The following is a 21,648-nucleotide window of genomic DNA, read 5'->3' as shown; positions in this document are numbered from 1 at the left end:
GATCACCTCACACCTCTATTAAAGTTCCATTTTCTCTCACGAACTCTATAAACCTCCTGTAAGTTGGATGGTTTGAAAGCGTTGAGGAGTCCCCAACCGCTATCAGCTTTCTCTTGGCCCTCGTGAGTGAGACGTTGAGCCTCCTTAAATCCTTCAGGAAGCCAAGTTCTCCCCTTCTGTTGGAGCGGACGAAAGACAGCACGATGATCTCTTTTTCTCTTCCCTGGTAGCCGTCAACCGTTTTTACCTCGACATCTTCGCCCACCATTGAGCTTATCAGGTCCCTCTGGTCGTCATAGGGCGTGATTACACCTATCCAGTCAGGCTTCACGCCCATCTCAAGGAGCTTCTCAATGGTCTCAGTGACGAGCTTCGCCTCAAGCGGGTTCTCCCTGCTGTCGCTCCCGCGCCTCTGCCTCTCGAAGCGATCTTCCCTCTTTGAGGTGTCAATGAAGACCAGCACGTTTTCGGGCTTAAGGGCTTCGTCCCAGAAGTTTCCGAACTCGGGCTCGCTGACCCCAAGGTCGGCCAGAGTGATATTTTTAACGCTCTCGTGGGCTTCTATCTTCCCGTCGTAGAACTCCCTGCTTGGGAACTCCATCAGTCTCTCGTTCATCCTGTACTGGACCGTAAGCATCTCACTCTTTTCTGGATAGCGCTCGATGAGGCCTTCAAAGAGGGTCTTTGAAAGCTCCTTTGCCTTCTCGCTCAGTATCGTCGGCGGAAGCTGTTTGTGGTCTCCAGCAAGCACGAACCTTTTTGCTCTGTTTATCGGAATGAGGACGCTTGGAATCGTTGCCTGCGTCGCCTCGTCTATTACAGCGACATCGTATTCGCCGTAGTCAACCACTTCCAAGCCGGCTGAGGCGTTCGTCGTCAGCACCACGTCGGCTTCCTGGATTATCTCCCTCGCTATTCTTTCTTCAAGCTTTCTCGCATCGTCGAAGGCCTTTTGGGCGAGCCTGTTCAGCTTTATCCAGTTCGCCATCTCTCGAATGAGCTTCGCCGGGACGCCTCTCGTCCCCCGCCGCCTCCTCGAGAGGGCAAGGATTTCAAGGTCGGTCAGACCCCGCCTGTACTTCGGCAGGGGCTTTGTGAAGGTGTCCCTTTTCTCCTTGAGGTTCTCACCGATGATTCTAAGCTCCCTAAGCTCGCCGTAGAGGTCGTGCTGGGTGATCAGGTAAGCCAGTGTCGTCTCGTGGAGGGCCTTTGAGACCCTGCTCGGGTGGCCAATCCTTACCACATTCAACCCTGAATCTGCGAGCCTCTCGACTATGTTGTCAACGGCAACGTTGCTCTCGGCGGTTGCGAGAACTTTGTGGCCCCTCGCCACCTCCTGCCTTATCAGCTCTACCAGGGTTCTCGTTTTTCCAGTTCCAAAAGGCCCGTGAACGAGGAAGAAGTCTCCGCTACCGAGGGCCTTCGCTATTGCCCTCCTCTGGCTCGCGTTCAGGCTCTTGTCGAAGGGCTGGAACTCAACGGGTTCGCTCTCCTCAGGCTCCCTAAGGCCGAGGTACAGCTCAAGGGCCTTTCTCCCGCTCTCCCTCAGGTTGTCGAGGTTCTCCATCCAGCGCTTGAAAGTTATGTCGTTCGCGTATAGGTCGATTCTGACGCTTTTAAGCGCCCACTCCGGGACAGTCTCTAGGGCAACGGTGAGAAAGCGCTTTCCCTTCTCCACGACGGTCCCCACGAGGTCGCTCTTGAGCGGGTCGCGTTTGCTGATTACTACGAGGTCGCCGACGCTTATCTCAGTCTTTATCTCTCTATCCCTTCCATACCTCACCAGAAAATAGCCGAGCTCCTCCCCGGTTACCTTTCCGTTGAGGCCAAGAACTGCCCTTCCAACCTTCTCTCGCTCCCTGCCGCTGAGGCGCCTCATCTCTAAGCGCATAGCCTCTATCTCGGCCCTCCGCTCCATCTCAACGAGTTCCTTGAGGTGGGCGATGAACTTTGAGAGCAGTACTTCTTTTTCGTTCATCTTCCTTCCCAGAGCGGGAAGGCCGGGTTGACTTAAAAGAGTTGCCCGCTGTTGTCCTTCCTGAAAAGGGGCACAAGACATGAGAAAGGAAAAGAAGAAATCACTTCATAGGCGGCCTGAACTTGTAGCCGTAGAGGATTATGCCGTCCTCGCCGAACTCCCTTATCTTCCTTGTCACCATCTCGACTTCCATGCCCTCGTGGATTTCTTCGGGATCAACGTCGGTCAGCTGGGCCAGGACGACTAGCCCTTCCTCGAGCTCGACGAGAGCCAAAGGATACGGCTTGTAGTACTCGAAGCCGCTCGGCGGGTTCCTCACTATAGTCCAGCTGATGACCTTACCCTTTCCGCTGAACTGGTATTCCTCAACGTTCCTTGAGCCACAGACAGGGCAGACGGGCCTCTTCGGGAAGAACACGTGATCGTTCTCGCACTTGCCCCCGATGAGGGCGTACTTCTCACGGAAGTGTCTCCAGTGCCTAGCAACCTGCATCGGCCTCCCCATTTCAGACCCTCCTCAGGACGTTAACTGTGATGTTTGAACCTGTCCCACCTATGTTCTGGGTCAGGCCAACCTCGGCGTCGGGAACCTGTATCCCTTCGGGAGCCTCTCCGCGGAGCTGGAGAACCGCTTCAACTGTCTGGTAAACACCGGTCGCTCCGACCGGGTGTCCCCTGGCTTTGAGTCCTCCCATCGTTTGTATCGGGTAGTCACCGTCGATGGCTATCTGTCCCTCTTTCGCGAGCATTGCTCCCTTGCCCTTCTCCGCAACGCCGAGGGCCTCGAGGCTGAGCGCAGCCATCACCGTGAAGGCATCGTGAACCTCGAAGAAGTCGATGTCCTTAGCCGTTACCCCCGCCATCTTGTAGGCCTTCTCGGCCGCGACCTTGGCGGCTTTGAGCGTCAGGAAGTCCTCTCTGTTTGCAAAGTTTATGGTGTCGATTGCCCTCCAGAATCCAGCGAGCTCGACCATCTTGTCCTTCGGGACACCGAGCTCCTTCGCCTTCTCCTTTGAGGTTATTATCACAGCGGCTGCACCGTCGCACATTGGCGCAGCATCGAAGAGCTTGAGCGGGTCTGCAACGTAGGGACTCTTGAGGACGGTATCAACCGTTATCGGCCTCTTGAACATAGCGTAGGGGTTCTTGGCACCGTTTGCGTGGGCGTTGACGGCGAAGTGGGCCAAGTCCTCCTCGGTGTAGCCGTAGGTCTTCATGTAGAGCCTCATGATGAGAGCGTTAAGTGCCACGAAGCTAGCCCCGTGGAAGAGCTCGTACTCGGCGTCGGCCGCGTAGGCCAGATATCTGGTAGCGTCGCTCGGCCAGGCGTCGGTCATCTTCTCGACGCCGACGACGGCAACGATGTCCTCAAGGCCGGCCATTACGGCCTTTGCTCCTTCCTGAACGGCCGCACCGCCGCTTCCACAGGCGGCCTCAACCTTTACCGCTGGGATGTTTCCAAGGCCTGCCCAGTCGGCTATAAGGGCACCCAAGTTCTCCTGCTCGATGAATGAGCCTGAGGCCATGTTTCCAACGTAGAGCGAATCAACCTTGTCTATTCCAGCGTCGTCCATCGCATTGAGAAGGGCCTCAACGGCCATGTCCCTGAGTGAGACTCTCCAGTGCTCGCCGACGGGAACCATACCAACTCCAATTATGACGGGCTTCTCCATTTCAACCACCTCACAGTATGTACTTGCCCCTGTGCTTCGCGTAGAGGGCGTAGTCTATGTACTTCTTTCTGTTCACGTAGTCCATGGTCTTTGGAGCCAGGTCCCTCTTCTCCTCTATCGCGTCCTGGACGACGAGGCTGAATGCGTCACTTCCAGCTCCTGAACCAAAGCTTACCCACAGAATCCTGTCGCCGGGCTTGGCTATGTCGAGAACCGCCGATACACCCACGAGGGTAGCGCCGCTGTATGTGTTGCCTATTATTCCGCTGAGGAGTCCTGGAAGGACCTTCTCCTTCGGGAAGCCGAGGATTTTGGCGGCGGTGAGCGGGAACTTGACGTTCGGCTGGTGGAAGACGGCGTAGTCGAAGTCGTTCGGCGTGTAGCCGAGCTCCTCCATGAGGGTCTTTGCGGCGTTTATTATCTGGTGGAAGTAGGCGGGCTCACCTGTGAAGCGGTTACCGTGCCTCGGGTAGTGCTCGTGCTGCCTCCTCCAGAAGTCGGGGGTGTCGGTGACGTATGAGTAGCTCGCCTCGAAGTAAGCCAGGGTCTCGGAGCTCTTTGGAGCGAGAATGTAGGCGGCTCCTCCTGCCGCGGCCGTGAACTCAAGGTGGTCGCCGGGCCTGCCCTGCGAGGTGTCTGCACCGATAGCCATCGCGTAGTCGGCCATTCCCGAACCGACGAAGCCAATAGCTGCCTGTATAGCCTCGGTTCCGGCCTTGCAGGCAAACTCAAAGTCAGCGGCATCTAAATCTGGCGTTGCACCAATTGCCTCGGCTATAACCGTTCCGCTCGGCTTGACGGCGTAGGGCTTGCTCTCGGTTCCGAGCCAGATGGCCCTGATAAGCTTAGGGTCGATCTGGGCCCTCTTGAGGGCGTTTCTCGCGGCTTCAATGCCGATTGTTATCGTATCCTCATCAAGACCGGGGACGGACTTCTCCTGGATCGGGAAGCTGCTAACTCCCCAGACCCTTCCTATCTCCTCTGCCTTGATTCTATACATCGGCACGTAGGCGCCGTAGCCGATAATGCCGACCTCCCTCTTGGGCTTCAGGAGTTTGCTCATATGACATCACCTTCAAACTTTGAAAAGTCCCTGGGGACTGTGAGAAAGGGCCTTATAAAAGTCTTTCGGTAAAAGTGAAAGAGTTTTTAGACGATTGTCGAGAAAGGGTATATAAGGGATGAGACCTATTCAGCTTGAGGTGTTTTTATGAAGTATGAGATAATCCACAGGCCGAGCTTTTCTCTCCTTGAGATCGAACTTGAGAGGGGAGAGGCGGTACAGGCGGAAGCCGGGGCCATGGTGCACATGAGCCCGACTATAAAGCTGGAGACCAAGGCTAAGGGCGGCGTTTTTGGTGCGCTTAAGCGCTCAATGCTCGGGGGAGAGAGCTTCTTCGTGAACACGTTCAGGGCGGAAGACGGACCTGGGAGCATCGGTCTTGCTCCAGCATATATGGGAGACATTGAGGCCTTTGAGCTTGATGGAACTCTCTACGCCCAGAGCGGTGCCTTCCTGGCGAGCTATGGTGACATCGACATAGATACCAAATGGGGCGGCGCTAAAACCTTCTTCGGCAGGGAAGGTCTGTTCCTCCTTAAGATGAGCGGAAGGGGAATCGTTTTCCTTTCGAGCTTCGGGGCAATCTACAAGAAGGAACTCCACAACGAGCGCTTTATAATAGACACCGGTCACATGGTGGCCTTCAGCGAGGGTCTTGACTTCAACGTGAAGCGCGTCGGCGGTCTTAAGAGCACCCTCTTCAGCGGAGAGGGTCTTGTGGCGGAGTTCTACGGAACTGGAACGCTCTACATCCAGACGAGGAGCATGGACAGCTTCCTGAGCTGGCTCGTTCCACATCTGCCGAAGAGAGACTGAAGTCTTCTCTTCTTTTTTGTCTTGCTTTAACACAGAAAAAACGTAGAAGAGGAAAAATCAAGGCTTCCTCACAACAAAGAGTGCGTGGTCCTTCTCGTAGGGCTCGAGCGAAAGCCTCTCGACGACCTCGAAGTAGGTCGAAAGCTCTTTCTCGACCTCCTTGAAGACCTGCTCCGGCTCCTTGGTGACGTCTATGCTCCTGCTCTTGACGGATATCATTCCGTAGCCGCCGCTCTTGAGGTAGACCTTGGCGTTGTCTATTAGTATCTTCGCCTGCGTCGGCTGGGCAACGTCCTCGAAGATAACGTCCACCTTCGGAACGAGCGCGCGGTAGCCTTCGGGCTTGGTGGCATCGCCAAGGATTGGCACGATGTTCCTCCTCTCCTCGACGAGCGGTACGAGCTCCCTGAGAACCCTCGGCGAGAACTCGACGCCAAAGACCTTGCCCTCCCAGCCAACGATGTCGCTGACGTGGGAAGCGGTGGTTCCGCTCGCGACACCGAGGTAGAGTACCGTTGAGCCCGGCTTTATCGGGAAGTTCTTGAGGCCGTTGAGGATGGCCGCTCCAAGCTTTGACCTCGTCGGGTTCCAAATCCTGTACTCTTCGCCTTCGAACTTGACCACCCTCTCGCCGTAGACCCTCTGGCCCGGAACGAGGTTCTTGGTCGCTATCTTCTCGCTACCGTCGTCATCAATAACTATGTAAACGCCCGGGAACCTGTGCTTCTTAACCTTCATCTTGATCACCTCTTACCGCCCTTACCCTTCTTCTTTTTCTTTTTGTCCTTCTTTCCGCCGAAGCCCTTGCCCTTCTCGTGCTTTCCTTTTCCTTTGCCCTTGAACTTCTTCTTTTCCTTCTTTTTCTTCTCGGGCTTGGCCTTCCTCTTCGGCGGGTTCGGGTACTTCTCCTTGATCTCCTGAATCCTCTGCTCAAGCTCCTTCTTCAGCTCCTCACCTATGTATTCGCCGGAGAAGTAGTCCACCCTTGCCGCTATCGCGAGCTTTCCTGCCAGAGCGCGGGCTATCTTACCCCTCTGCCACCAGGGTGAGCGGTTTATAGCCGGATACTGGAAGATGACACCGTGCTTGGGCGGCTTTGCACCCGTCCTGAGGTGCCTGAAGAGGGCTTTTTCGGCTCCGAGAACCTGTATGGTCGATGCCGGCATCATGGCGAGCTCTTTCAATCCACCTGCGAGGCTCATGAGTCTGGCAGCAAGCTTCGCCCCGACGAGCGCCTTGAGGTTCGGAGCAACTTCGTCCATGGCAGTCTCAAGGTAGTCCTCTATCTGCTCCCTCAGCTTGTAGAGGTCGTGTATCTCGCTGGCCAACTTCTGGATTATGGCGCTGTCGAACTTGCCGAGCGGGGCGCCCATTGACTTCTCGGCCGCTTCAAGGATTTTCTCTATCTTGCCCTCGGAGAAGCCGAGCTTCTCAAGCTTCTCCCTGGTCGCGTTCTCCCTCGGGCCGATCTCCTTAACGAACGCAACGTACTGAGGGTGCTTCGGGAGGAGTTCATCGAGCTCCGGGAAGTGGAGACCGTACCACTCCCTAAGACGAGAAACGAGGAGGTTTATGACCTTGTCAATGTCGTCGAGGGCCTCGATGGCCTGGATGATCATCTTATCGCGAGCGCCGCTCTGCTCCTGTATGCGGAGCCTGGTCAGGGCAACACCAACGCTGAAGTACTCGTCGAACCAGTTCTCGCCCAGGAACTCCTCGGGGCTTGAGCGGAGCTTTTCGCCAGCTATGTTCGGGAACTCGGCTGTGGCGTTGTAGCCGAGCTCCTTGAGGTTTCTGCTCAGCTCGGAGTCCTCGACCACGAACTCGGTGTAGCCTTCGCTTCCAAGCTCGTCGAGAAACTCTATGAGCTCGTCGCTCGGCTCGCCCTTGAGGAGCTTGTCAAGGCTTACCTCCGGCTTCCCGCTGAAGGGTTTGCTCCCTATGAGCTTCCCGCTCTCGTCAAAGGCGTAGATGCCCCTGACGTTCTCGGCTATGTAAGCTTTCATCATTAACCACCCCTTTGTTTTTGTCGCTGGAGTATAAAAGGCATACTCCTTTTAAGCCATACCGTTGAGCTCGAAAAGAAAAGGAAGAAAAGCCTCAGTCCTCCCAGGGCTCGGTGTACTTGAGAGCCCAGCCGAATTCTTCTCTGAGAATGTCTATCGCCGCGTACGGTGGTATTATCCCGCGCTCGGTGATTATGACGTCCACGTACTCCGGTGGAGTAACGTCAAAGGCCGGATTCCAGACCTCGATGTTCTTCGGCCAGGTCTTCAGCTCATCCTCGGGGATGACCTCCGTTGGATCGCGCATCTCAATCTCGACGAGCTGGCCGAGCATCGTCTCCGGGTGGAACTTGTAGGTTTCGGCAGCGATCATAGTCCAAACCCTGTGTTCCTTCGCGGTCAAGGCTATCAAAGCAGTCCCAATCTTGTTTATCACCGCGCCGTTTACGGTTATCGAGTCAGCCCCCATAACGACCTTGTCGGTCATCTTCATGTAGTGTCTTGCCGCTGAATCAACGACGTAGATGACCGGAATGCCGTAAGAAGCGAGCTCCTTGGCGGTTATCTTGCCCTGCCACTTGGGTCTAGTCTCGGTCACGATGACCTTTATGTCCTTGCCCTGCTCCCAGGCGGTCTTCATGACGCTTATGGCAGCTTTGCTGTGACAGTGGGTCATTATGACGTCGCCGTCCTCGATTCTCTTTGCGCCGAACTCTCCGATCCTCTCAAGGGCCTTCTCCGAATTGTGGATGAACTCCTTGGCGGCGTTTATTATGACGAACCTGAGCTGTTCAAGGTCTGCCCCGCTTGAGTACGCTATCTTCCCCCTGTGCATGACGTAACGGAGCGCGTTTGGCAGGGAAACGGCGGTGGGCCTTGTCTCGAATAGTATCTTTGCCGCCTGCTTCATCTCTTTCCAGAACTCGTCAACGTTGGTGGCCTTGCTTTTCTCGGCCTGAAGCTGGAGGGCGTAGGCGGCCGACCTGGCTATCTTCCCGGCTCCCCTGATTTCCATGTTCTTTATCTTCTCCGCAATCTCGAGGACTTCCTTTACAACTGCCATGCAACCACCTCCGGGTAAACCCAAGTATCATCGCCGGGGTTTATAGATGTTTTCGTACTTTTTGTACATTAACGCTTGGAAAACATCCTCGATGCACTTTAGTCTCAGTTTTGGGATTCTTTTACGTTTGTAAAGGACAGAGCGGAATGAGAAAAGTTTATAACAAATCCTGCCTAGTTAATTCCGATGTATATGTTTGATGACGTGAACTGATGTGTTCATTAGGTTTAGGTGGTGATGGTAATGCAGGAAAAGCTTGAGAACAAACTCGCGGCCCAACCCCTGGACTTCGAGTCATTTTTCTCACAAAAGGCTATGGAGATGAAGGCTTCTGAGGTTAGGGAGCTCCTCAAACTCGTTGAAACGAGCGACGTTATAAGTCTCGCGGGGGGTCTCCCCGCCCCCGAGACGTTTCCCGTTGATATTATAAAGGAGATCACTATGGAAGTCCTCTCAAAGCACGCGGACAAGGCCCTCCAGTACGGAACGACCAAGGGCTTCACTCCGCTCCGCCTTGCCCTGGCTAGGTGGATGGAAAAGCGCTACGGAATCCCAATGAGCAAGGTCGAGGTGATGATAGTCGCCGGAAGTCAGCAGGCGCTTGACTTGATAGGAAGGGTCTTCATTGATCCGGGAGACATCGTGGTGGTTGAGGCGCCGACCTACCTTGCCGCCCTCAACGCCTTCAAGTTCTATGATCCTGAGTTCATCTCAATCCCTCTGGACGACGATGGAATGAAAGTCGACGTCCTGGAAGAGAAACTTAAAAAGCTGAAGGCCGAAGGAAAGAGGATAAAGTTTGTCTACACTGTCTCAACCTTCCAGAACCCCGCTGGAGTGACGATGAGCCTCGAGAGGAGAAAGCACCTAATAGAGCTGGCTAACGAGTACGACTTCCTCATCGTTGAGGACAACCCGTACAGTGAGCTCCGTTATTCGGGCGAACCGATACCCCCGATAAAGCACTTCGACGATGAAGGCCGTGTTATCTACCTAGGCACGTTCTCGAAGATATTCGCCCCTGGCTTCCGCCTTGGATGGGTCTCGGCTCACCCGCACTTCATCAGGAAGATGGAGATTGCAAAGCAGGCCGTTGACCTCTGTGCGAACCCGTTCGGCCAGGTCATAGCTTGGAAGTACGTGGAAGACGGCCACCTCGACAGGCACATCCCAAGGGTCATCGAGTTCTACAAGCCGAGGAGGGATGCGATGCTCGAGGCCCTCGAAGAGTACATGCCTGAGGGGGTCAGGTGGACGAAGCCAGACGGAGGCATGTTCATCTGGGTGACCCTTCCCGAGGGTATCGACACCAAGCTAATGATGGAGAAGGCGGTCGCCAAGGGAGTTGCCTACGTCCCGGGTGAGGCTTTCTTTGCCCACAGGGAAGTTAAGAACACAATGAGGCTCAACTTCACCTACGTCCCGGAGGAGAAGATTAGGGAAGGAGTCAGGAGGCTCGCCGAGGTAATAGAGGAGGAGATAAAGAAGCTCAAGTGAACTCTCTTTCATGTCTGCTACCTATACTTTTTTATTTGCTTGTCCCTAGTTTTCTCCGGTGAGACTTATGCGTCCAATCATAGCCATAATCGGTACTTCCAGAGATGGATACACCCTGGCGAATACACATCACTTCAGGAAGGTTCTTGAAGCGGGCGGTCTTCCAGTGCTATTCAGCCCTGAGGGAGATCCCGAGGACGTTATAGAGGTCGCGGACGGCATACTCCTCGTTGAGGGTCCGGACATTCATCCCAGGTTCTACGGCGAGGATCCCTCACTCAGCCTCAGGGATGTGGACGTTGCCAAGGACGAGTTCGAAATAACCCTGGTCAAACTGGCGATTGATGGGGAAATTCCAATTCTCGGCGTGGGCAGGGGAATGCAGATAATAAACGTTGCCCTCGGGGGGACGCTGTACCAGGACGTATATGAAATTCCGAAAGCCATAAAACACGACTGGGAGATCGGCAGGGTCAGACCTGACCAGAAGCTCCACACGGTAAGGGTAAAAACGGACTCAAAGCTCTACAACATCCTCAAAGACGTCCTGGTCATCGAGGGCACGAACGATGCCTGGACCTGGGTAAACAGCTTCCATCACCAGGCCGTTAAGAAGGTTGGAGAGGGTCTCAGGCAGGTGGCCTTTTCCGTCGATGGTCTCATAGAGGGCATTGAGTCCACCGACGAGAGCTTCGTTATTGGCGTTCAGTGGCAGCCCGAGTATCTGGATGAGATGAAAGTCCTGTATGAGGCGCTGGTGAAGGCGGCTCTCGGTCATCAGGAGAGGAAGCACGAGATTGAACTGATTCAGCTGGAAGAAGAAGCAAAGAAGAGGCTTGCCCAGGAGACTACGGAACAAGATGAGACCCATCACACGTCGGAAACGAGCGATAACCTTCCCGACACGACCCAAACGTGATTCCCTTCCCGGTTATCTTCTTTTCTGCTTCCCTCAGGATGGGCATTCTGACGTCCCTTGGGAGGTAGTAGTAGCCCCCTATACTCTCTCCCCTCTCGTAAAGCGGCCCCAGCTTTTCCATAAGCTCCGGGAACTTTGCGAACATCCTCTTTTTTGAGTCGGGCCTGAGCTTGAGGGTGGAGACCGTTATGTGGCTCACAAAGGAAAGTGCATCAAGCGTCTCGTCGAAGTCTTCCCATGTGTAGTGGGGGATTATCGGGTCTATCCGGGCGTAGACAGGAATGCCAGCGTTCTTTGCCTTTTTCAGTGCCTTTATCCTTCTCTTTGGGGATGGGGCGTTGGGTTCAAGGAGCTTTGCCTTCCTCTCGTCCACAGTCGTTACAGTTACTCCAACAGCGCACCTCAGCTCGCTCAGGATGTCTATATCCCTCTCAAAGATGTCGGACTTCGTCAAAAGGAGGCAACGGACGTTGTACCCCCTAAAAAGCTCGAGGATCTTTCTGGTAATCCCAAGCTCCCGTTCTATGGTTGGATACGGATCGGATGAGTATGAAAGTGCCACTATTGCGTTTTTGTCGAGCTTTCTGAGTTCCTTTTCAAGCTTGGGGAGAAGACCCTCTTTAGTCCTCACGCGGAAGGCGTTGGGAATGTAGCTGGTTATGTAGCAGTAAACGCATGCATGGTCGCAACCGGTGTAAGGGTTGAGGGTGTACTTGAAGGGGCACGTACAGAGGGGGCTTTTCCAGGGGTCGAATGGCCTTATGTACATGGTCTCCACTTGGAAAGACATTTAAAAAAGTAAACCTTAGCGCTCTCGGTGGTCTCATGGTCAAAGGGAGGGTAAAGTGGGTTCCGGGTGAGGAGTTTCAGTTCATCGGAAGGATGGAAGACGACAAGTGCTCTGTCATCCTGGGTGATGGCGGTATAAGTCCAATGAAGCTCCTCCTCCTGAGCGTGGCCGGGTGCACGGCCTACGACGTCGTCATGATCCTTCAAAAGATGAGGGAGCAGATAAAGGGGCTGGAAGTCGAGATTTCTGGAGAAAGGCGCGAGGAGCACCCGCGCATCTACACCAAAGTCCATATCCATTACAAGATATACGGAAACGTTAAAGAGGAGAAGGCTAGAAGGGCCATAGAACTCAGCCAGGACAAATACTGTTCCGCCTCTGCACACGTAAAGCTCAGCGGTGCCGAGCTTACATACTCCCTTGAGATAGTCCCTGATGATGAGTAAACCCGTTGCTGAGAAAAAGATGATGATGGATGGACCAGCTGACCTTTCTTTTTTAAAGCTCCCCACACAGCTCCGCGAAGTTGCGGTAGATGTCCGCTCCGTGTTCGGTGTGGGCAACCTCCGGGTGGAACTGGACGCCGTAGATAGGGAGGCTTTCGTGCTTCATTGCCTCGACGGGACAGGTCTCGCTCCTGGCTAAGAGCTTGAAACCTGGAGGGAGCTCCTTGACCTCGTCCATGTGGCTCTCCCAGACCCTCAGCTTCCTCGGAAGCCCCCTGAATATATCATTCTCGTTGAGTATCTCTATCTCGACGAGGCTGTATTCGGCCTTCTCTCCCCTTCCGACCTTTCCTCCGAAGTGCTTTGCTATGAGCTGGTGGCCGAGGCAGATGCCGAGTATCGGAACGTTGAACTCGTCGTAGTGCTCAAGGATGGCGGAGCAGTTTCCTGTTTTGTTGATGTCAGGGCCTCCCGAGAAGATTATCCCCTTCGGCTTCATCGCCTTGATCTCCTCGAGCGGCGTCGTGTTCGGGATTATCTTCGCCTCGACGCCGAGATAGCGAAGAGTTCTCCAAATCCTGTGGACGTATTGGCCCCCGTTGTCCATTATGACTATCATCCATTCACCCCCACGAGCTTGAAAAACTCATCGGCCTCTTCAACGAGGTAGAAAGCCTTCACACCAATGGACCTGGCCATTTCGGCCATTTTTCGGTCGTTGGTTAAAAGAACGGCATTCAATAGCTTAGCGGTGGCTATGAAATATAGATCGGAAACGTAGTGCTTCAGCTCAAAGGCAAGCTCCATAACGGTGTCCATGATGATCTCTTCAGGCACCCACGTTACTATCTCATCGTATCCCGAGAGGGCTTCGCTGACTTCACTCCTCTCAAAATACCTTGAAAGAACTGCCACGAACTCCGCCCTTCCAATCCTTGGGGCGAATCCTTCAAGTGAATCCGACTGAATCAGCTCGACAATCCGTTCCGCGATCCTCGTCCTCTCTGGATAAAAACTGGAGAAGAGGTGGAAAATCACTGAGGTGTCAATAACGGCCCGCATAGTCCCTCTCCTCACGCATCTTGAGCAGGTAGTCAGTTGGATCCATGTCCACGGTCTCTGGAGTGATCTTTTCTCTAAGCTTCCTCGCCAGCTCTATGATAGACCCTTTTTTCACTTTCAGCAGTACCCTCTCCCCTTCCTTCAGCTTCAGCGGCTTAAGCGGCTTCAGCACACCGTTCTCGTAAACCGCTTCAACGACCTCGACGTTCTCTCCCATTCTCCCACCGCTCTAGCTTAGTCTTCAAAGTAAATAAGGGTTTCACTCGAACTCTATCGTCGCCGGAGGCTTGTTCGTGATGTCGTAGAGCACCCTCCCGACCTCAGGAATCTCGCTCGTTATCCTGAAGGCTATCCTCTGGAGTACCTCCCAGGGGACGTTCATCGCGTTGGCCGTCATTCCATCGAGGCTCTCGACAACCCTAACGGCAACCGTCTCCTTGTAGGCCCTTATGTCGCCCTGAACGCCGACTGTCTTGACGCCCAGCAGAACTGCGAAAGCCTGCCATGGCTTAAGCCCGGCCTTCTCAATTTCCTCTTCAACTATAGCGTTTGCTTCTCTCACGATTGCGACCCTCTCAGGTGTGACCTCTCCAAGAACCCTAACGGCCAGCCCAGGTCCAGGGAAGGGCATGCGGTTGTATATCTTCTCCGGAAGACCGAGCTCCTTCGCCAGCTCCCTGACCTCGTCCTTGTAGAGGTCCCTCAAAGGCTCGATCAGCTTGAGGTTGAGCCTCTCAGGCAGTCCCCCAACATTGTGGTGGCTCTTTATCTTGCCATGGCTCTCTATCCAGTCAGGGGCTATCGTCCCCTGGATCAGGAAGTCGGCGTTTATCTCCTTCGCAACTTCCTCAAAGACCTCGATGAATACTCTTCCGATTATCTTCCTCTTCTCCTCCGGGTCGGTCACGCCCTTAAGCTCCCTGAAGAATCGCTCGCTCGCGTCAACGTAGTGGAGGTTCAGTCCAAACTCGTCCCGGAAGGTCTTGACTACGAACTCGGGTTCACCCTTGCGCATGAAGCCCGTGTTCACGAAGACAGCGTGCAGTCTGTCACCTATAGCCCTGTGCGCCAGAACTGCGGCGGTTGAGCTGTCAACACCACCAGAGAGGGCTATGATGGCCTTTCCATCACCGACAGTCTCTTTTATCTCCTTAACCTTCTCCTCGATGAAGTTCTCCCACATGAGCACCACCTTTCAACATTATCTTGCTAATTTTAGCTTAAAAATTTGTTGTTTTTGAGTCAAAAATGTTAAAACGAAAAACCCTCACTTCCCGAGTGGGTAGTTCGGCGCCTCGTTGGTTATCAGTATGTCGTGCGGGTGGCTCTCGATGTAGCCAGCGTGGGTTATGATAACGAACTCGCCCCTCTCCTTCAGCTCGGGGATGTTCCTCGCGCCCACGTAGCCCATTCCTGCCCTGAGGCCGCCTATGAGCTGGTAGAGAACTTCTCCAACCGGTCCCTTGTAGGGAACCACTCCCTCAACTCCCTCCGGGACGAACTTCTTCGTCTTCATGTGCCCCTTCTGGTAGTAGCGCTCCGCTCCTCCCTTCATCATGGCCCCGAGCGAGCCCATTCCACGGTACTGCTTGTATCTCCTTCCGTTCATGACTACCTCTTTGCCCGGCGCTTCCTTCGTTCCAGCCAGCAGGGAACCGAGCATAACGGCGTCAGCCCCGGCCGCTATCGCCTTCACTATGTCCCCGGAGTAGCGTATTCCACCGTCAGCTATCACGTGGAGGCCGTACTCCTGGGCTTTGTCGGCGACGAGGGCTATGGCGGTAATCTGAGGAACGCCCACTCCAGCAACTACCCTCGTGGTGCAGATGCTTCCCGGCCCGATTCCGACCTTGACGGCGTCTGCGAAGGTGAGATCATCAACCGCCTTCGGGTTTGCGATGTTGCCCACTATGAGGTCGGCATCCACGGCGTTCCTTATCTCCTTCATCGCCTTTATCGCCTTGAGGTTGTGGGCGTGGGCCGTGTCGACGACTATAACGTCGGCTCCAGCATTATCGAGGGCCTTTGCCCTCTCAAGGTCGAAGGGGCCAACGGCCGCAGCAACGAGCAGGTCACCGTTTTCGTCCCTTACCGCGTTCCGGTACTTCCTCCTCTTCGCGAGGTCGCTCATCGTTATTATGCCAACGAGCCTTCCCTCACCGTCAACCACAGGAAGCCGGTCTATCCTGTGGTCGAACATTATTTGTACTGCCTCCTCCGCCGTTACCGTCTCGGGCACTGTTATGACTTCGCCCGTCATGACCTCGCTGACCTTCGATCCCTGCTTCGCCGCTATGTCCTTCTTGGTGATCACACCAACGACCCTTCCTTCATCGTCAACGACTGGCAGACCGTCAACGCCGTTGCGCTCCATGAGGAACAGCGCGTAGTCGAGGCTCTCATCTGGCTTTATGCTTATGACATCCTCAACGATGAAACGCTCGGCCCTCTTGACCCTCTTCACCTGTTCGACCTGCTCCTCTATGCTCATGTTCCTGTGGATTACTCCCAGGCCGCCTTCCCTTGCCATCGCAACGGCCATCTCCCACTCGGTAACCGTGTCCATGGCCGCGCTGAGAATCGGGATGTTCAGCCTCACGTTGGGCGTTATCTGTGTAGAAACGTCCACGTCCTTCGGCTCGACTTCGGTCGCCTGCGGTATCAGGAGAACGTCGTCGAAGGTGTAGCCCTTAAGAGCATTAACAAGTTTTTGTTCAAATTTGCCCATATCTTCCGAACCTCCTCACCCTTTTTGACTTGAGAATGATGAGGGCTTTTAAGGCTTGCGGAAAAAGGGTTAAATATCAGGACAAAGTACTTTACCTGGTGGTACCGTGGACTCCTACCTAATGGCGGCGGCGTTTGACGCTGGAGTAAAGCTAGCTGCGGGAGGAATGCTCCTGTTTTTCTCCCACCAGCGGCATAGAAAGGCCGCCTACTACTGGGGTTTTGCCTGGATAATATATGCCTACGCTATAATCGGGGATCTAGGCATTCATCCTGAGATAGCGGCGGTTCTGCTTGGCTTCTTTTCATCTCTGATCCTGCAGGGGGTCTTAAGGGTAAACGAAGAGGTCTCAATGTCTCAGGATTACATCCGGGCTCTTTCGTGGGGACCGGCCGCCATTGGAGTGTACACAGCGATTCTCCTCCTTTTCCTCGAAAAAACGCCTGAAACAGCCGTTATGGGGATCGTCTACGGAGCCTCCGGTATCTTCTTGAGTATCGGCGGACTTATACTTTATCGGATGAGGGAATTCTACGATCAGGACACTGCGTACCTCGGCCTGTCCCTGAGCACGTACGGGGTATATCAAATGCTTTATCCCGTGTTATGGAGCGAGGGCTTTAAGTTCTGGGGGCTGTTCATTGGCCTGGTTCTGACCGTCGTTACGGCCCTCTTCATGGTTCAGCTCTCGCTTGGGGAGGTCTTTGAGATTGAAGAACCTAAAACGCAGGTGGAAATTCAGCCAGGAGTCCTGGTAGTGGATCCGGCACAGTTTGAAGACTTCAAAAAGCAGTTTAGGGAATACCCCGTTCTGGCTTTTGTGAGGAACGTCGAAGTGCCAAGTAGCTGGAAAGTATATAGGATAACAAACCTTGGCGGTTATGGGAACGTTTCTCCAACCAATCTCCCAAGGATCCTCGAAACTGCGGTTGATTACATCCGTTCATTCGAGAACTCTGATTTAAAGCCTGTCATCGTTCTCGAAGGGCTCGAATACCTCAAGCTCTACAACGATTTTAGGGCCATAGCAAAGTTCCTGACATCCCTGCGGGACTACGTCGCTGTTAGCAATGGAACACTCGTGCTCGTCCTAGAAAAAGACGCCTGGGAAGAAAGGGAGATGAAAACGCTGGAGAGGCTCCTCACGTGAGGAGTTCTCCCAGTCTGTCCTCTTCCAAGCCCTGCTTCAGCTCCATCGCTATCCTCCTGCCCGTGCTGACGGGGAAGTCGTATCGGAGCCAGGTGTACGGCGAGCCGTGCACGAAGGGGTTAGTTCCAGCCACTATTCTCGCGGATATCTCGAAGACCACGAACTCCATGTCAGGAGTAAAGACACCCTCCAGGCAGAACGGGCCCCAGAGGCCACCCATGAGCTCCTCCGCAGCTTTCACCACTCGTTCTCCAGCCTCGATGACGTCCATTAGCAGGCTTTCCCTTAGAACGATCGGAATGTTCCCGACGACGGTGTAGTCGGTGCTGATTCCAAGATCAATCTGCTCCCTCGCCGGAATTCTTCCTATGGCGTCCGCGTTGGACTCGTAGCGCCTGTCAACGCTCATCAGCTCAAGCTCGCCGTTGAGCTTCGAGTAGAAGTAGTGAGGGTAAACTGGAACGCCCACCACGTACTCTTGTATCTGCACTCTCGAGAGGTCTTCCTTCTCCCTGACGCCGAGCCTCTCAGCTTTCCTCCAGAAGTCCTCGGGGGAGCTGGCCAGGAAGTACCCCCTTCCCCCGCCTGCACCAAAGGGTTTTACGATGACGGGCCCGTCTATGTCGTCTGGATCTTCGTAAATCCTGGGAAGCCTAAGTCCGGCTTTCTCCAGCCACTTCCTTTCGAGGGAGCGGTCGCTCTCCCACCTTAACACGGCTTTGTTGCCGTAGTAAGGAACCTTCATCTTCTCGACCAGCTCAACGCCGAGGTGGGCAACGAAGGAGCCTGTTGGAACGACGACAGCCTCAAGCTCAAGCAGCTCCTCCTCGGGGTACTTGCCCTCTATGAAATGATCAGCAACTGGAAAGTACTTGGTGTAGAGCGGCTTAACCCTGGAAGGGCCGAAGGCAACCGTCTCGAACCCCTCGTCTTTTGCCCCTTTCAAAATCTGGAGGGCAGAGTGGGAAGCATAGGTCGCTACCCTCATTCCTCCTCACCCAGGAGCTTCGGAAAGGACTCGTGAACCTTCTTAAGCTCGGACACAGGCTTCCTTAGAAGCTCATCTCCATTCCAGAGGAAGACGGCACCGCTTCCTCCTGCTCTGCCGATTACTGCGAAGTGCCTGAAGAGCGCCTTAAGCTCCTCAAGTCTTTCCTCGGGGAAGACTACGATGTAGCGGCCGTGGCTCTCGCTGAAGGCAACCTCAAGCGGGTTAGAAGTCTCGGCGGGCACCTTCGAGAGGTCAGCGGTGAAGCCCGTGTTGCCCCAAACTGCCATCTCCGCCAGGGCCACCGCTATTCCGCCCTTGCTAACGTCGTGGACGGCCTTCACGAGTCCCCTTCTGATCGCCTCAAGGATTCCCTTGGCGTTCGCCTTTTCCTCCTCAAGGTTCACGCGCGGAGCGATTCCGCCTTTCAGACCGAGCCTTGTGTAGAGCTCGCTCCCTCCGAGCTCCCTCTTAGTGCTCCCAACGACGCCTATAAGGAGCCCTTCTTCGAGGCCAGAGCCAGGTATTTTCTCAAGCTCCACCTTTCCGAGGCCAGCAACGACTGGAGTCGGCTTTATCGGCCTGTCAACGACCTCGTTGTAGAAGCTGACGTTTCCGCTCACGTACGCTAAACCGAAGGCTCTTGCAGCATCCGCCAGTCCCCTGACTGTCTCCGCAAAGCTCCAGTAGACCTCGGGTCTCTCTGGGGAGGCGAAGTTGAGGTTGTCCACCAGGGCTAGGGGCTCGGCACCGACGCTCACGAGGTTCCTGACGACTTCAGCTACCGCACCCATCGCCCCGTGGTAGGGGTTCAGGTGGCTGTGGTTTGGATTACCGTCGGCCACGAAGGCCAGCCCGTAGCGCTCGTTTATCTTGAGCACTGCAGCATCTCTTCCTGGCTTTACCACCGTCCTGCCCTGAACCTCGTGGTCGTACTGCTCCCATATCCAGCGCTTGCTCAGAACGTTCGGGCTGTTCCAGACGAGCTCGAAGGCGTCAGAAAAGCTTATCTCGGGTGTCTTAACGTCCCTTTCGAGGCTGTAGGGCTTCATCTCCCACTCGATTGTCGGAACATCCGTGAGGAGTTCTATCGGGAGATCAGCGACCTTCTCACCGTTCCAGTAAACGATGTAGCGCGGCTCATTAATGATCTCTCCTACGACAGTCCATTCGAGGCCGTACTTCTCGAAAATTTTCCCGATTTCTTCAACGTCCTCTCCCCTGACTGCAAAGAGCATCCTTTCCTGGCTCTCGGATATCATTACCTCCGTCGGTGTCATGTTTGGCTCCCTTAGGGGGACGCGGTCGGCGTAGATAACGGCACCGAAGCCCTTCTTCCCGGCCATCTCCGAGGAAGCGCAGGTAAGTCCGCCGCCGCCGAGGTCTTTGAGCGCTCTAACTTTCCCTGTGTAGACGGCCTCAAGCGTGGCTTCAATTAGAAGCTTCTCGGTGAAGGGGTCGGGAATTTGGACCGCCGAGCGGTCTTCCTCCTCCGCGTTCTCGCTCAGTTCCTCGCTTGCGAAGGTCACGCCGTGGATTCCGTCCCTGCCGGTCCTGTTACCGACGAGGACGAGCTTTAACCCGGCTTCCTCAACGTAGCTGTGGACGAAGTGCTCCGGCCTCATTATCCCAACGCAGGCAACATTCACGAGCGTGTAGTTATCCAGGCTCTCGTCGAACTCTGTCTCGCCGCCAACCGTCGGAACTCCTATCCTGTTGCCGTAGTCCGCTATGCCCTTCACGACGCCCTGGAGGAGGTAGCGGTTGCGCTCCTTCTCAAGCGGCCCGAAGCGTATCGGGTCGAGGAGGGCTATCGGACGGGCGCCCATACAGAGTATATCCCTGACAATTCCGCCGACACCCGTGGCGGCACCGCCGTAGGGCTCAACGGCTGAAGGGTGGTTGTGGCTCTCTATCCCGACGGCTATCCACGTCTCCTCGTCGAACCTCACTATTCCAGCGTCCTCTCCCGGGCCCAGAACCACGTGCTCGTTCTCCGTTGGAAGGAGCTTAAGGAAGGGCCTGCTAGACTTGTAGGAGGCGTGCTCGCTCCACATTACTTCGAGCATGGCCTTTTCCACTTCGTTCGGCTCCCTCCCGAGCCTCTCCCGGATGAGCTTCTCCTCGTGGGGGAACATCGTGACACCTCCTTTATTATCAGAAAAATGTAAAAATTTGGAGTTTTTAAGGTTTATTTTGACGAAGAAATGTTAATGCACGTTCGCTTCTAAGCTCTCAAATCACTTTTAAAATGGGCCACAAGCCAGAGTGCGGAGACCGCTATGACCAATTCCATGATGCCTGCCGTGAGGAGCACGAAACTGACCCCCATTTTGTCTGCGAGCACTCCTCCCCCTGCCATTGAAACAAGGGAGAATGCCGAAGTCAGAAAGTACTCAAAGGACAAGACCCTCCCTAAAAGATCAGAGGGAACCGTCTTTTGGAACAGCGTCTGTAGGGAAATGTTGAGAACGCTGTTAGCGGCGCCGTTAAAGACTCCTATCGCTGCCGCCAGGGACAGATAACCCACCTGGCTCCACATTATTGGGGCGAGTGCCGTCATAAAGAGGCCAGCGATGAACGTCGTCTCATCAGAGAACCTGTCCCCAAGGAGGCTCATCAGAAAACTTCCTATGAAGAATCCCGCACCGAGGGCCGTGAGCAGGACGCCGTAGCCGACCTCGGCCGAAGCTGACAAGCCCGCCGAGTAGGGAACCAAAAGCACGTTTATTATTCCCCCGCCTATCATAAGCCCCCGGAGATTAAAAGAAGAGTTAGCACAGGCCTGGACGTTTTAACGAATGCCAGGCCTAATTTAACCTCCTCCAGAAAGCTGTCCTCCATGTCGGAGGACGGCTCTTCAACCACATCAAGCTTCTTTAGGAGTATCACCGAGATCCCAAAGATTATGGCCGCTAAGAGGGGTGCGCGTTCCCTACCAATCGCAAGGATCATGAGGGAAGCGAGCGTGGGGCCCAGAGTATCTATCAGGTCATCGGCTAATGTCAACAGCGAATTGGCTGTTTTAAGCTGGTCAGTTTTGACTATTGAGGGGATTATTGCGGAGCGGGCAGTTCCAAAAAACAGCGAACAGGCATCGAGCAGGAAGGTGACAAAGTACAGATACAGGAGAAGATAGATGCTGATGGAGGAGTTAAAAACCGCGGCGAGAGACAGCACGAAAACCGCTTTGAGAAGGGTTGAGGTTACCATAACCTTTTTTCTGCCGTGTCTGTCCACGATCACTCCAACTACTGGCGAGAGTAGTAAAAGCGCCAGTGTTTTTGCAATGAACACCCCCGAAGTGTCCGCTGTGGAAGACTGGTTGTAGATGTAGAAGACTACGCCGATGAAGAAGAGGTACTCGGCGATTCTTGAGATTAGCTGGTTGATAAGCAGATAGGGGAAGTTCTTCCGCGTAAGGAGGTCTTTTTTGGAGTTTAGACTTGGGACTTCCATAATCAGCACC

Annotated in this window: 22 protein-coding genes; 5 read left to right on the top strand and 17 right to left on the bottom strand. The window is 54.6% G+C overall.

The features are described 5' to 3' along the window. Positions 1-7: 7 nt before the first annotated feature. The 4 genes from ACZ5TN_RS04965 to ACZ5TN_RS04950 form a co-directional block, all read right to left on the bottom strand. The gene (locus ACZ5TN_RS04965; protein WP_464917327.1) at positions 8-1,978 is read right to left on the bottom strand and encodes an IGHMBP2 family helicase; all 1,971 of its coding nucleotides are present in this window, start codon (positions 1,976-1,978) and stop codon (positions 8-10) included. Between the two features lie 100 nt (positions 1,979-2,078). Continuing rightward, a complete protein-coding gene (locus ACZ5TN_RS04960; RefSeq protein WP_011249134.1) occupies positions 2,079-2,483 on the bottom strand; it encodes a Zn-ribbon domain-containing OB-fold protein in 405 nt (134 codons plus the stop codon). 1 nt (position 2,484) lies between these two features. After that, on the bottom strand, positions 2,485-3,651 hold the full coding sequence (locus tag ACZ5TN_RS04955; protein WP_011249135.1) for a thiolase domain-containing protein: 1,167 nt from the start codon (positions 3,649-3,651) through the stop codon (positions 2,485-2,487). Between the two features lie 10 nt (positions 3,652-3,661). Then, positions 3,662-4,714: a hydroxymethylglutaryl-CoA synthase gene (locus ACZ5TN_RS04950; protein ID WP_011249136.1), complete on the bottom strand. Its 1,053-nt coding sequence runs from the start codon at positions 4,712-4,714 to the stop codon at positions 3,662-3,664. A 147-nt stretch (positions 4,715-4,861) separates the two neighbouring features. On the opposite strand from ACZ5TN_RS04950, the gene ACZ5TN_RS04945 reads away from it, so the two are divergent. Further along, on the top strand, positions 4,862-5,530 hold the full coding sequence (locus ACZ5TN_RS04945; RefSeq protein ID WP_011249137.1) for a TIGR00266 family protein: 669 nt from the start codon (positions 4,862-4,864) through the stop codon (positions 5,528-5,530). 57 nt (positions 5,531-5,587) lie between these two features. Here ACZ5TN_RS04945 and ACZ5TN_RS04940 read toward each other — a convergent pair whose 3' ends face one another. The 3 genes from ACZ5TN_RS04940 to ACZ5TN_RS04930 all read right to left on the bottom strand — a co-directional run bounded on the left by ACZ5TN_RS04940 (position 5,588) and on the right by ACZ5TN_RS04930 (position 8,599). Continuing rightward, complete coding sequence (locus tag ACZ5TN_RS04940; protein WP_011249138.1) at positions 5,588-6,268, bottom strand: fibrillarin-like rRNA/tRNA 2'-O-methyltransferase; 681 nt, start codon at positions 6,266-6,268, stop codon at positions 5,588-5,590. Between the two features lie 5 nt (positions 6,269-6,273). After that, positions 6,274-7,536, bottom strand: coding sequence for a hypothetical protein (locus tag ACZ5TN_RS04935; protein ID WP_011249139.1), 1,263 nt, complete (start codon positions 7,534-7,536; stop codon positions 6,274-6,276). 94 nt (positions 7,537-7,630) lie between these two features. Further along, positions 7,631-8,599, bottom strand: a complete 969-nt coding sequence (locus ACZ5TN_RS04930; RefSeq protein ID WP_011249140.1) for a ribose 1,5-bisphosphate isomerase — start codon at positions 8,597-8,599, stop codon at positions 7,631-7,633. 243 nt (positions 8,600-8,842) lie between these two features. On the opposite strand from ACZ5TN_RS04930, the gene ACZ5TN_RS04925 reads away from it, so the two are divergent. Together ACZ5TN_RS04925 and ACZ5TN_RS04920 are read left to right on the top strand one after the other, a co-directional pair. Next, complete coding sequence (locus tag ACZ5TN_RS04925; RefSeq protein WP_011249141.1) at positions 8,843-10,096, top strand: aminotransferase-like domain-containing protein; 1,254 nt, start codon at positions 8,843-8,845, stop codon at positions 10,094-10,096. 67 nt (positions 10,097-10,163) lie between these two features. Further along, positions 10,164-11,015, top strand: a complete 852-nt coding sequence (locus ACZ5TN_RS04920; protein ID WP_011249142.1) for a gamma-glutamyl-gamma-aminobutyrate hydrolase family protein — start codon at positions 10,164-10,166, stop codon at positions 11,013-11,015. On the opposite strand, the gene ACZ5TN_RS04915 is transcribed toward ACZ5TN_RS04920, so the two are convergent. Beyond that, positions 10,945-11,784, bottom strand: a complete 840-nt coding sequence (locus tag ACZ5TN_RS04915; RefSeq protein ID WP_464917326.1) for an SPL family radical SAM protein — start codon at positions 11,782-11,784, stop codon at positions 10,945-10,947. The genes ACZ5TN_RS04920 and ACZ5TN_RS04915 overlap by 71 nt on opposite strands. A gap of 56 nt (positions 11,785-11,840) precedes the next feature. On the opposite strand from ACZ5TN_RS04915, the gene ACZ5TN_RS04910 reads away from it, so the two are divergent. Next, on the top strand, positions 11,841-12,251 hold the full coding sequence (locus tag ACZ5TN_RS04910; RefSeq protein ID WP_054840098.1) for an OsmC family protein: 411 nt from the start codon (positions 11,841-11,843) through the stop codon (positions 12,249-12,251). A gap of 52 nt (positions 12,252-12,303) precedes the next feature. Here the strand turns inward: ACZ5TN_RS04910 and ACZ5TN_RS04905 are convergent, their stop codons facing one another. The 5 genes from ACZ5TN_RS04905 to guaB all read right to left on the bottom strand — a co-directional run bounded on the left by ACZ5TN_RS04905 (position 12,304) and on the right by guaB (position 16,041). Further along, positions 12,304-12,870 carry a GMP synthase subunit A gene (locus tag ACZ5TN_RS04905; protein WP_464917325.1) on the bottom strand — a complete coding sequence of 189 codons (567 nt, stop codon included), beginning with the start codon at positions 12,868-12,870 and terminating at the stop codon, positions 12,304-12,306. Further along, positions 12,867-13,313 carry a type II toxin-antitoxin system VapC family toxin gene (locus tag ACZ5TN_RS04900; protein WP_464917324.1) on the bottom strand — a complete coding sequence of 149 codons (447 nt, stop codon included), beginning with the start codon at positions 13,311-13,313 and terminating at the stop codon, positions 12,867-12,869. The genes ACZ5TN_RS04905 and ACZ5TN_RS04900 overlap by 4 nt, the downstream gene beginning before the upstream one ends. Then, complete coding sequence (locus tag ACZ5TN_RS04895) at positions 13,297-13,530, bottom strand: antitoxin AF2212-like protein (protein WP_464917323.1); 234 nt, start codon at positions 13,528-13,530, stop codon at positions 13,297-13,299. The genes ACZ5TN_RS04900 and ACZ5TN_RS04895 overlap by 17 nt, the downstream gene beginning before the upstream one ends. Before the next feature lie 42 nt (positions 13,531-13,572). Beyond that, positions 13,573-14,496: a glutamine-hydrolyzing GMP synthase gene (gene guaA / locus ACZ5TN_RS04890; protein ID WP_464917514.1), complete on the bottom strand. Its 924-nt coding sequence runs from the start codon at positions 14,494-14,496 to the stop codon at positions 13,573-13,575. Positions 14,497-14,580: 84 nt separating this feature from the next. Beyond that, on the bottom strand, positions 14,581-16,041 hold the full coding sequence (gene guaB / locus ACZ5TN_RS04885; protein ID WP_464917322.1) for an IMP dehydrogenase: 1,461 nt from the start codon (positions 16,039-16,041) through the stop codon (positions 14,581-14,583). Positions 16,042-16,147: 106 nt separating this feature from the next. Between guaB and ACZ5TN_RS04880 the strand changes: the two genes are divergently transcribed. After that, the gene (locus ACZ5TN_RS04880; protein WP_464917321.1) at positions 16,148-17,191 is read left to right on the top strand and encodes a DUF835 domain-containing protein; all 1,044 of its coding nucleotides are present in this window, start codon (positions 16,148-16,150) and stop codon (positions 17,189-17,191) included. Here ACZ5TN_RS04880 and ACZ5TN_RS04875 read toward each other — a convergent pair. The 4 genes from ACZ5TN_RS04875 to ACZ5TN_RS04860 form a co-directional block, all read right to left on the bottom strand. Continuing rightward, positions 17,184-18,179: a formate--phosphoribosylaminoimidazolecarboxamide ligase gene (locus ACZ5TN_RS04875; RefSeq protein ID WP_464917320.1), complete on the bottom strand. Its 996-nt coding sequence runs from the start codon at positions 18,177-18,179 to the stop codon at positions 17,184-17,186. The genes ACZ5TN_RS04880 and ACZ5TN_RS04875 overlap by 8 nt on opposite strands. Then, positions 18,176-20,317 carry a phosphoribosylformylglycinamidine synthase subunit PurL gene (gene purL, locus ACZ5TN_RS04870; protein ID WP_464917319.1) on the bottom strand — a complete coding sequence of 714 codons (2,142 nt, stop codon included), beginning with the start codon at positions 20,315-20,317 and terminating at the stop codon, positions 18,176-18,178. The genes ACZ5TN_RS04875 and purL overlap by 4 nt, the downstream gene beginning before the upstream one ends. Before the next feature lie 89 nt (positions 20,318-20,406). Then, a complete protein-coding gene (locus ACZ5TN_RS04865) occupies positions 20,407-20,928 on the bottom strand; it encodes an MFS transporter (protein ID WP_464917318.1) in 522 nt (173 codons plus the stop codon). Then, positions 20,925-21,638 (bottom strand): MFS transporter, encoded by a 714-nt coding sequence (locus ACZ5TN_RS04860; RefSeq protein ID WP_464917317.1) that lies wholly within the window; start codon positions 21,636-21,638, stop codon positions 20,925-20,927. Before ACZ5TN_RS04860 ends, ACZ5TN_RS04865 begins: the two co-directional genes overlap by 4 nt. Positions 21,639-21,648 lie beyond the last annotated feature (10 nt).

The organism is Thermococcus sp. JCM 11816, assembly GCF_055396515.1.
Note: the sequence above shows the minus strand (reverse complement) of the source record. Positions and strands in the feature narration are given on the sequence as shown.

Excerpts from the sequence above, each read along its gene's own strand:
- ACZ5TN_RS04965 (WP_464917327.1), bottom strand. The coding sequence starts at position 1,978 with ATGAACGAAAAAGAAGTACTGCTCTCAAAGTTCATCGCCCACCTCAAG.
- ACZ5TN_RS04960 (WP_011249134.1), bottom strand. The coding sequence starts at position 2,483 with ATGGGGAGGCCGATGCAGGTTGCTAGGCACTGGAGACACTTCCGTGAG.
- ACZ5TN_RS04955 (WP_011249135.1), bottom strand. The coding sequence starts at position 3,651 with ATGGAGAAGCCCGTCATAATTGGAGTTGGTATGGTTCCCGTCGGCGAG.
- ACZ5TN_RS04950 (WP_011249136.1), bottom strand. The coding sequence starts at position 4,714 with ATGAGCAAACTCCTGAAGCCCAAGAGGGAGGTCGGCATTATCGGCTAC.
- ACZ5TN_RS04945 (WP_011249137.1), top strand. The coding sequence starts at position 4,862 with ATGAAGTATGAGATAATCCACAGGCCGAGCTTTTCTCTCCTTGAGATC.
- ACZ5TN_RS04940 (WP_011249138.1), bottom strand. The coding sequence starts at position 6,268 with ATGAAGGTTAAGAAGCACAGGTTCCCGGGCGTTTACATAGTTATTGAT.
- ACZ5TN_RS04935 (WP_011249139.1), bottom strand. The coding sequence starts at position 7,536 with ATGAAAGCTTACATAGCCGAGAACGTCAGGGGCATCTACGCCTTTGAC.
- ACZ5TN_RS04930 (WP_011249140.1), bottom strand. The coding sequence starts at position 8,599 with ATGGCAGTTGTAAAGGAAGTCCTCGAGATTGCGGAGAAGATAAAGAAC.
- ACZ5TN_RS04925 (WP_011249141.1), top strand. The coding sequence starts at position 8,843 with ATGCAGGAAAAGCTTGAGAACAAACTCGCGGCCCAACCCCTGGACTTC.
- ACZ5TN_RS04920 (WP_011249142.1), top strand. The coding sequence starts at position 10,164 with ATGCGTCCAATCATAGCCATAATCGGTACTTCCAGAGATGGATACACC.
- ACZ5TN_RS04915 (WP_464917326.1), bottom strand. The coding sequence starts at position 11,784 with ATGTACATAAGGCCATTCGACCCCTGGAAAAGCCCCCTCTGTACGTGC.
- ACZ5TN_RS04910 (WP_054840098.1), top strand. The coding sequence starts at position 11,841 with ATGGTCAAAGGGAGGGTAAAGTGGGTTCCGGGTGAGGAGTTTCAGTTC.
- ACZ5TN_RS04905 (WP_464917325.1), bottom strand. The coding sequence starts at position 12,870 with ATGATAGTCATAATGGACAACGGGGGCCAATACGTCCACAGGATTTGG.
- ACZ5TN_RS04900 (WP_464917324.1), bottom strand. The coding sequence starts at position 13,313 with ATGCGGGCCGTTATTGACACCTCAGTGATTTTCCACCTCTTCTCCAGT.
- ACZ5TN_RS04895 (WP_464917323.1), bottom strand. The coding sequence starts at position 13,530 with ATGGGAGAGAACGTCGAGGTCGTTGAAGCGGTTTACGAGAACGGTGTG.
- guaA (WP_464917514.1), bottom strand. The coding sequence starts at position 14,496 with ATGTGGGAGAACTTCATCGAGGAGAAGGTTAAGGAGATAAAAGAGACT.
- guaB (WP_464917322.1), bottom strand. The coding sequence starts at position 16,041 with ATGGGCAAATTTGAACAAAAACTTGTTAATGCTCTTAAGGGCTACACC.
- ACZ5TN_RS04875 (WP_464917320.1), bottom strand. The coding sequence starts at position 18,179 with ATGAGGGTAGCGACCTATGCTTCCCACTCTGCCCTCCAGATTTTGAAA.
- purL (WP_464917319.1), bottom strand. The coding sequence starts at position 20,317 with ATGTTCCCCCACGAGGAGAAGCTCATCCGGGAGAGGCTCGGGAGGGAG.
- ACZ5TN_RS04865 (WP_464917318.1), bottom strand. The coding sequence starts at position 20,928 with ATGATAGGCGGGGGAATAATAAACGTGCTTTTGGTTCCCTACTCGGCG.
- ACZ5TN_RS04860 (WP_464917317.1), bottom strand. The coding sequence starts at position 21,638 with ATGGAAGTCCCAAGTCTAAACTCCAAAAAAGACCTCCTTACGCGGAAG.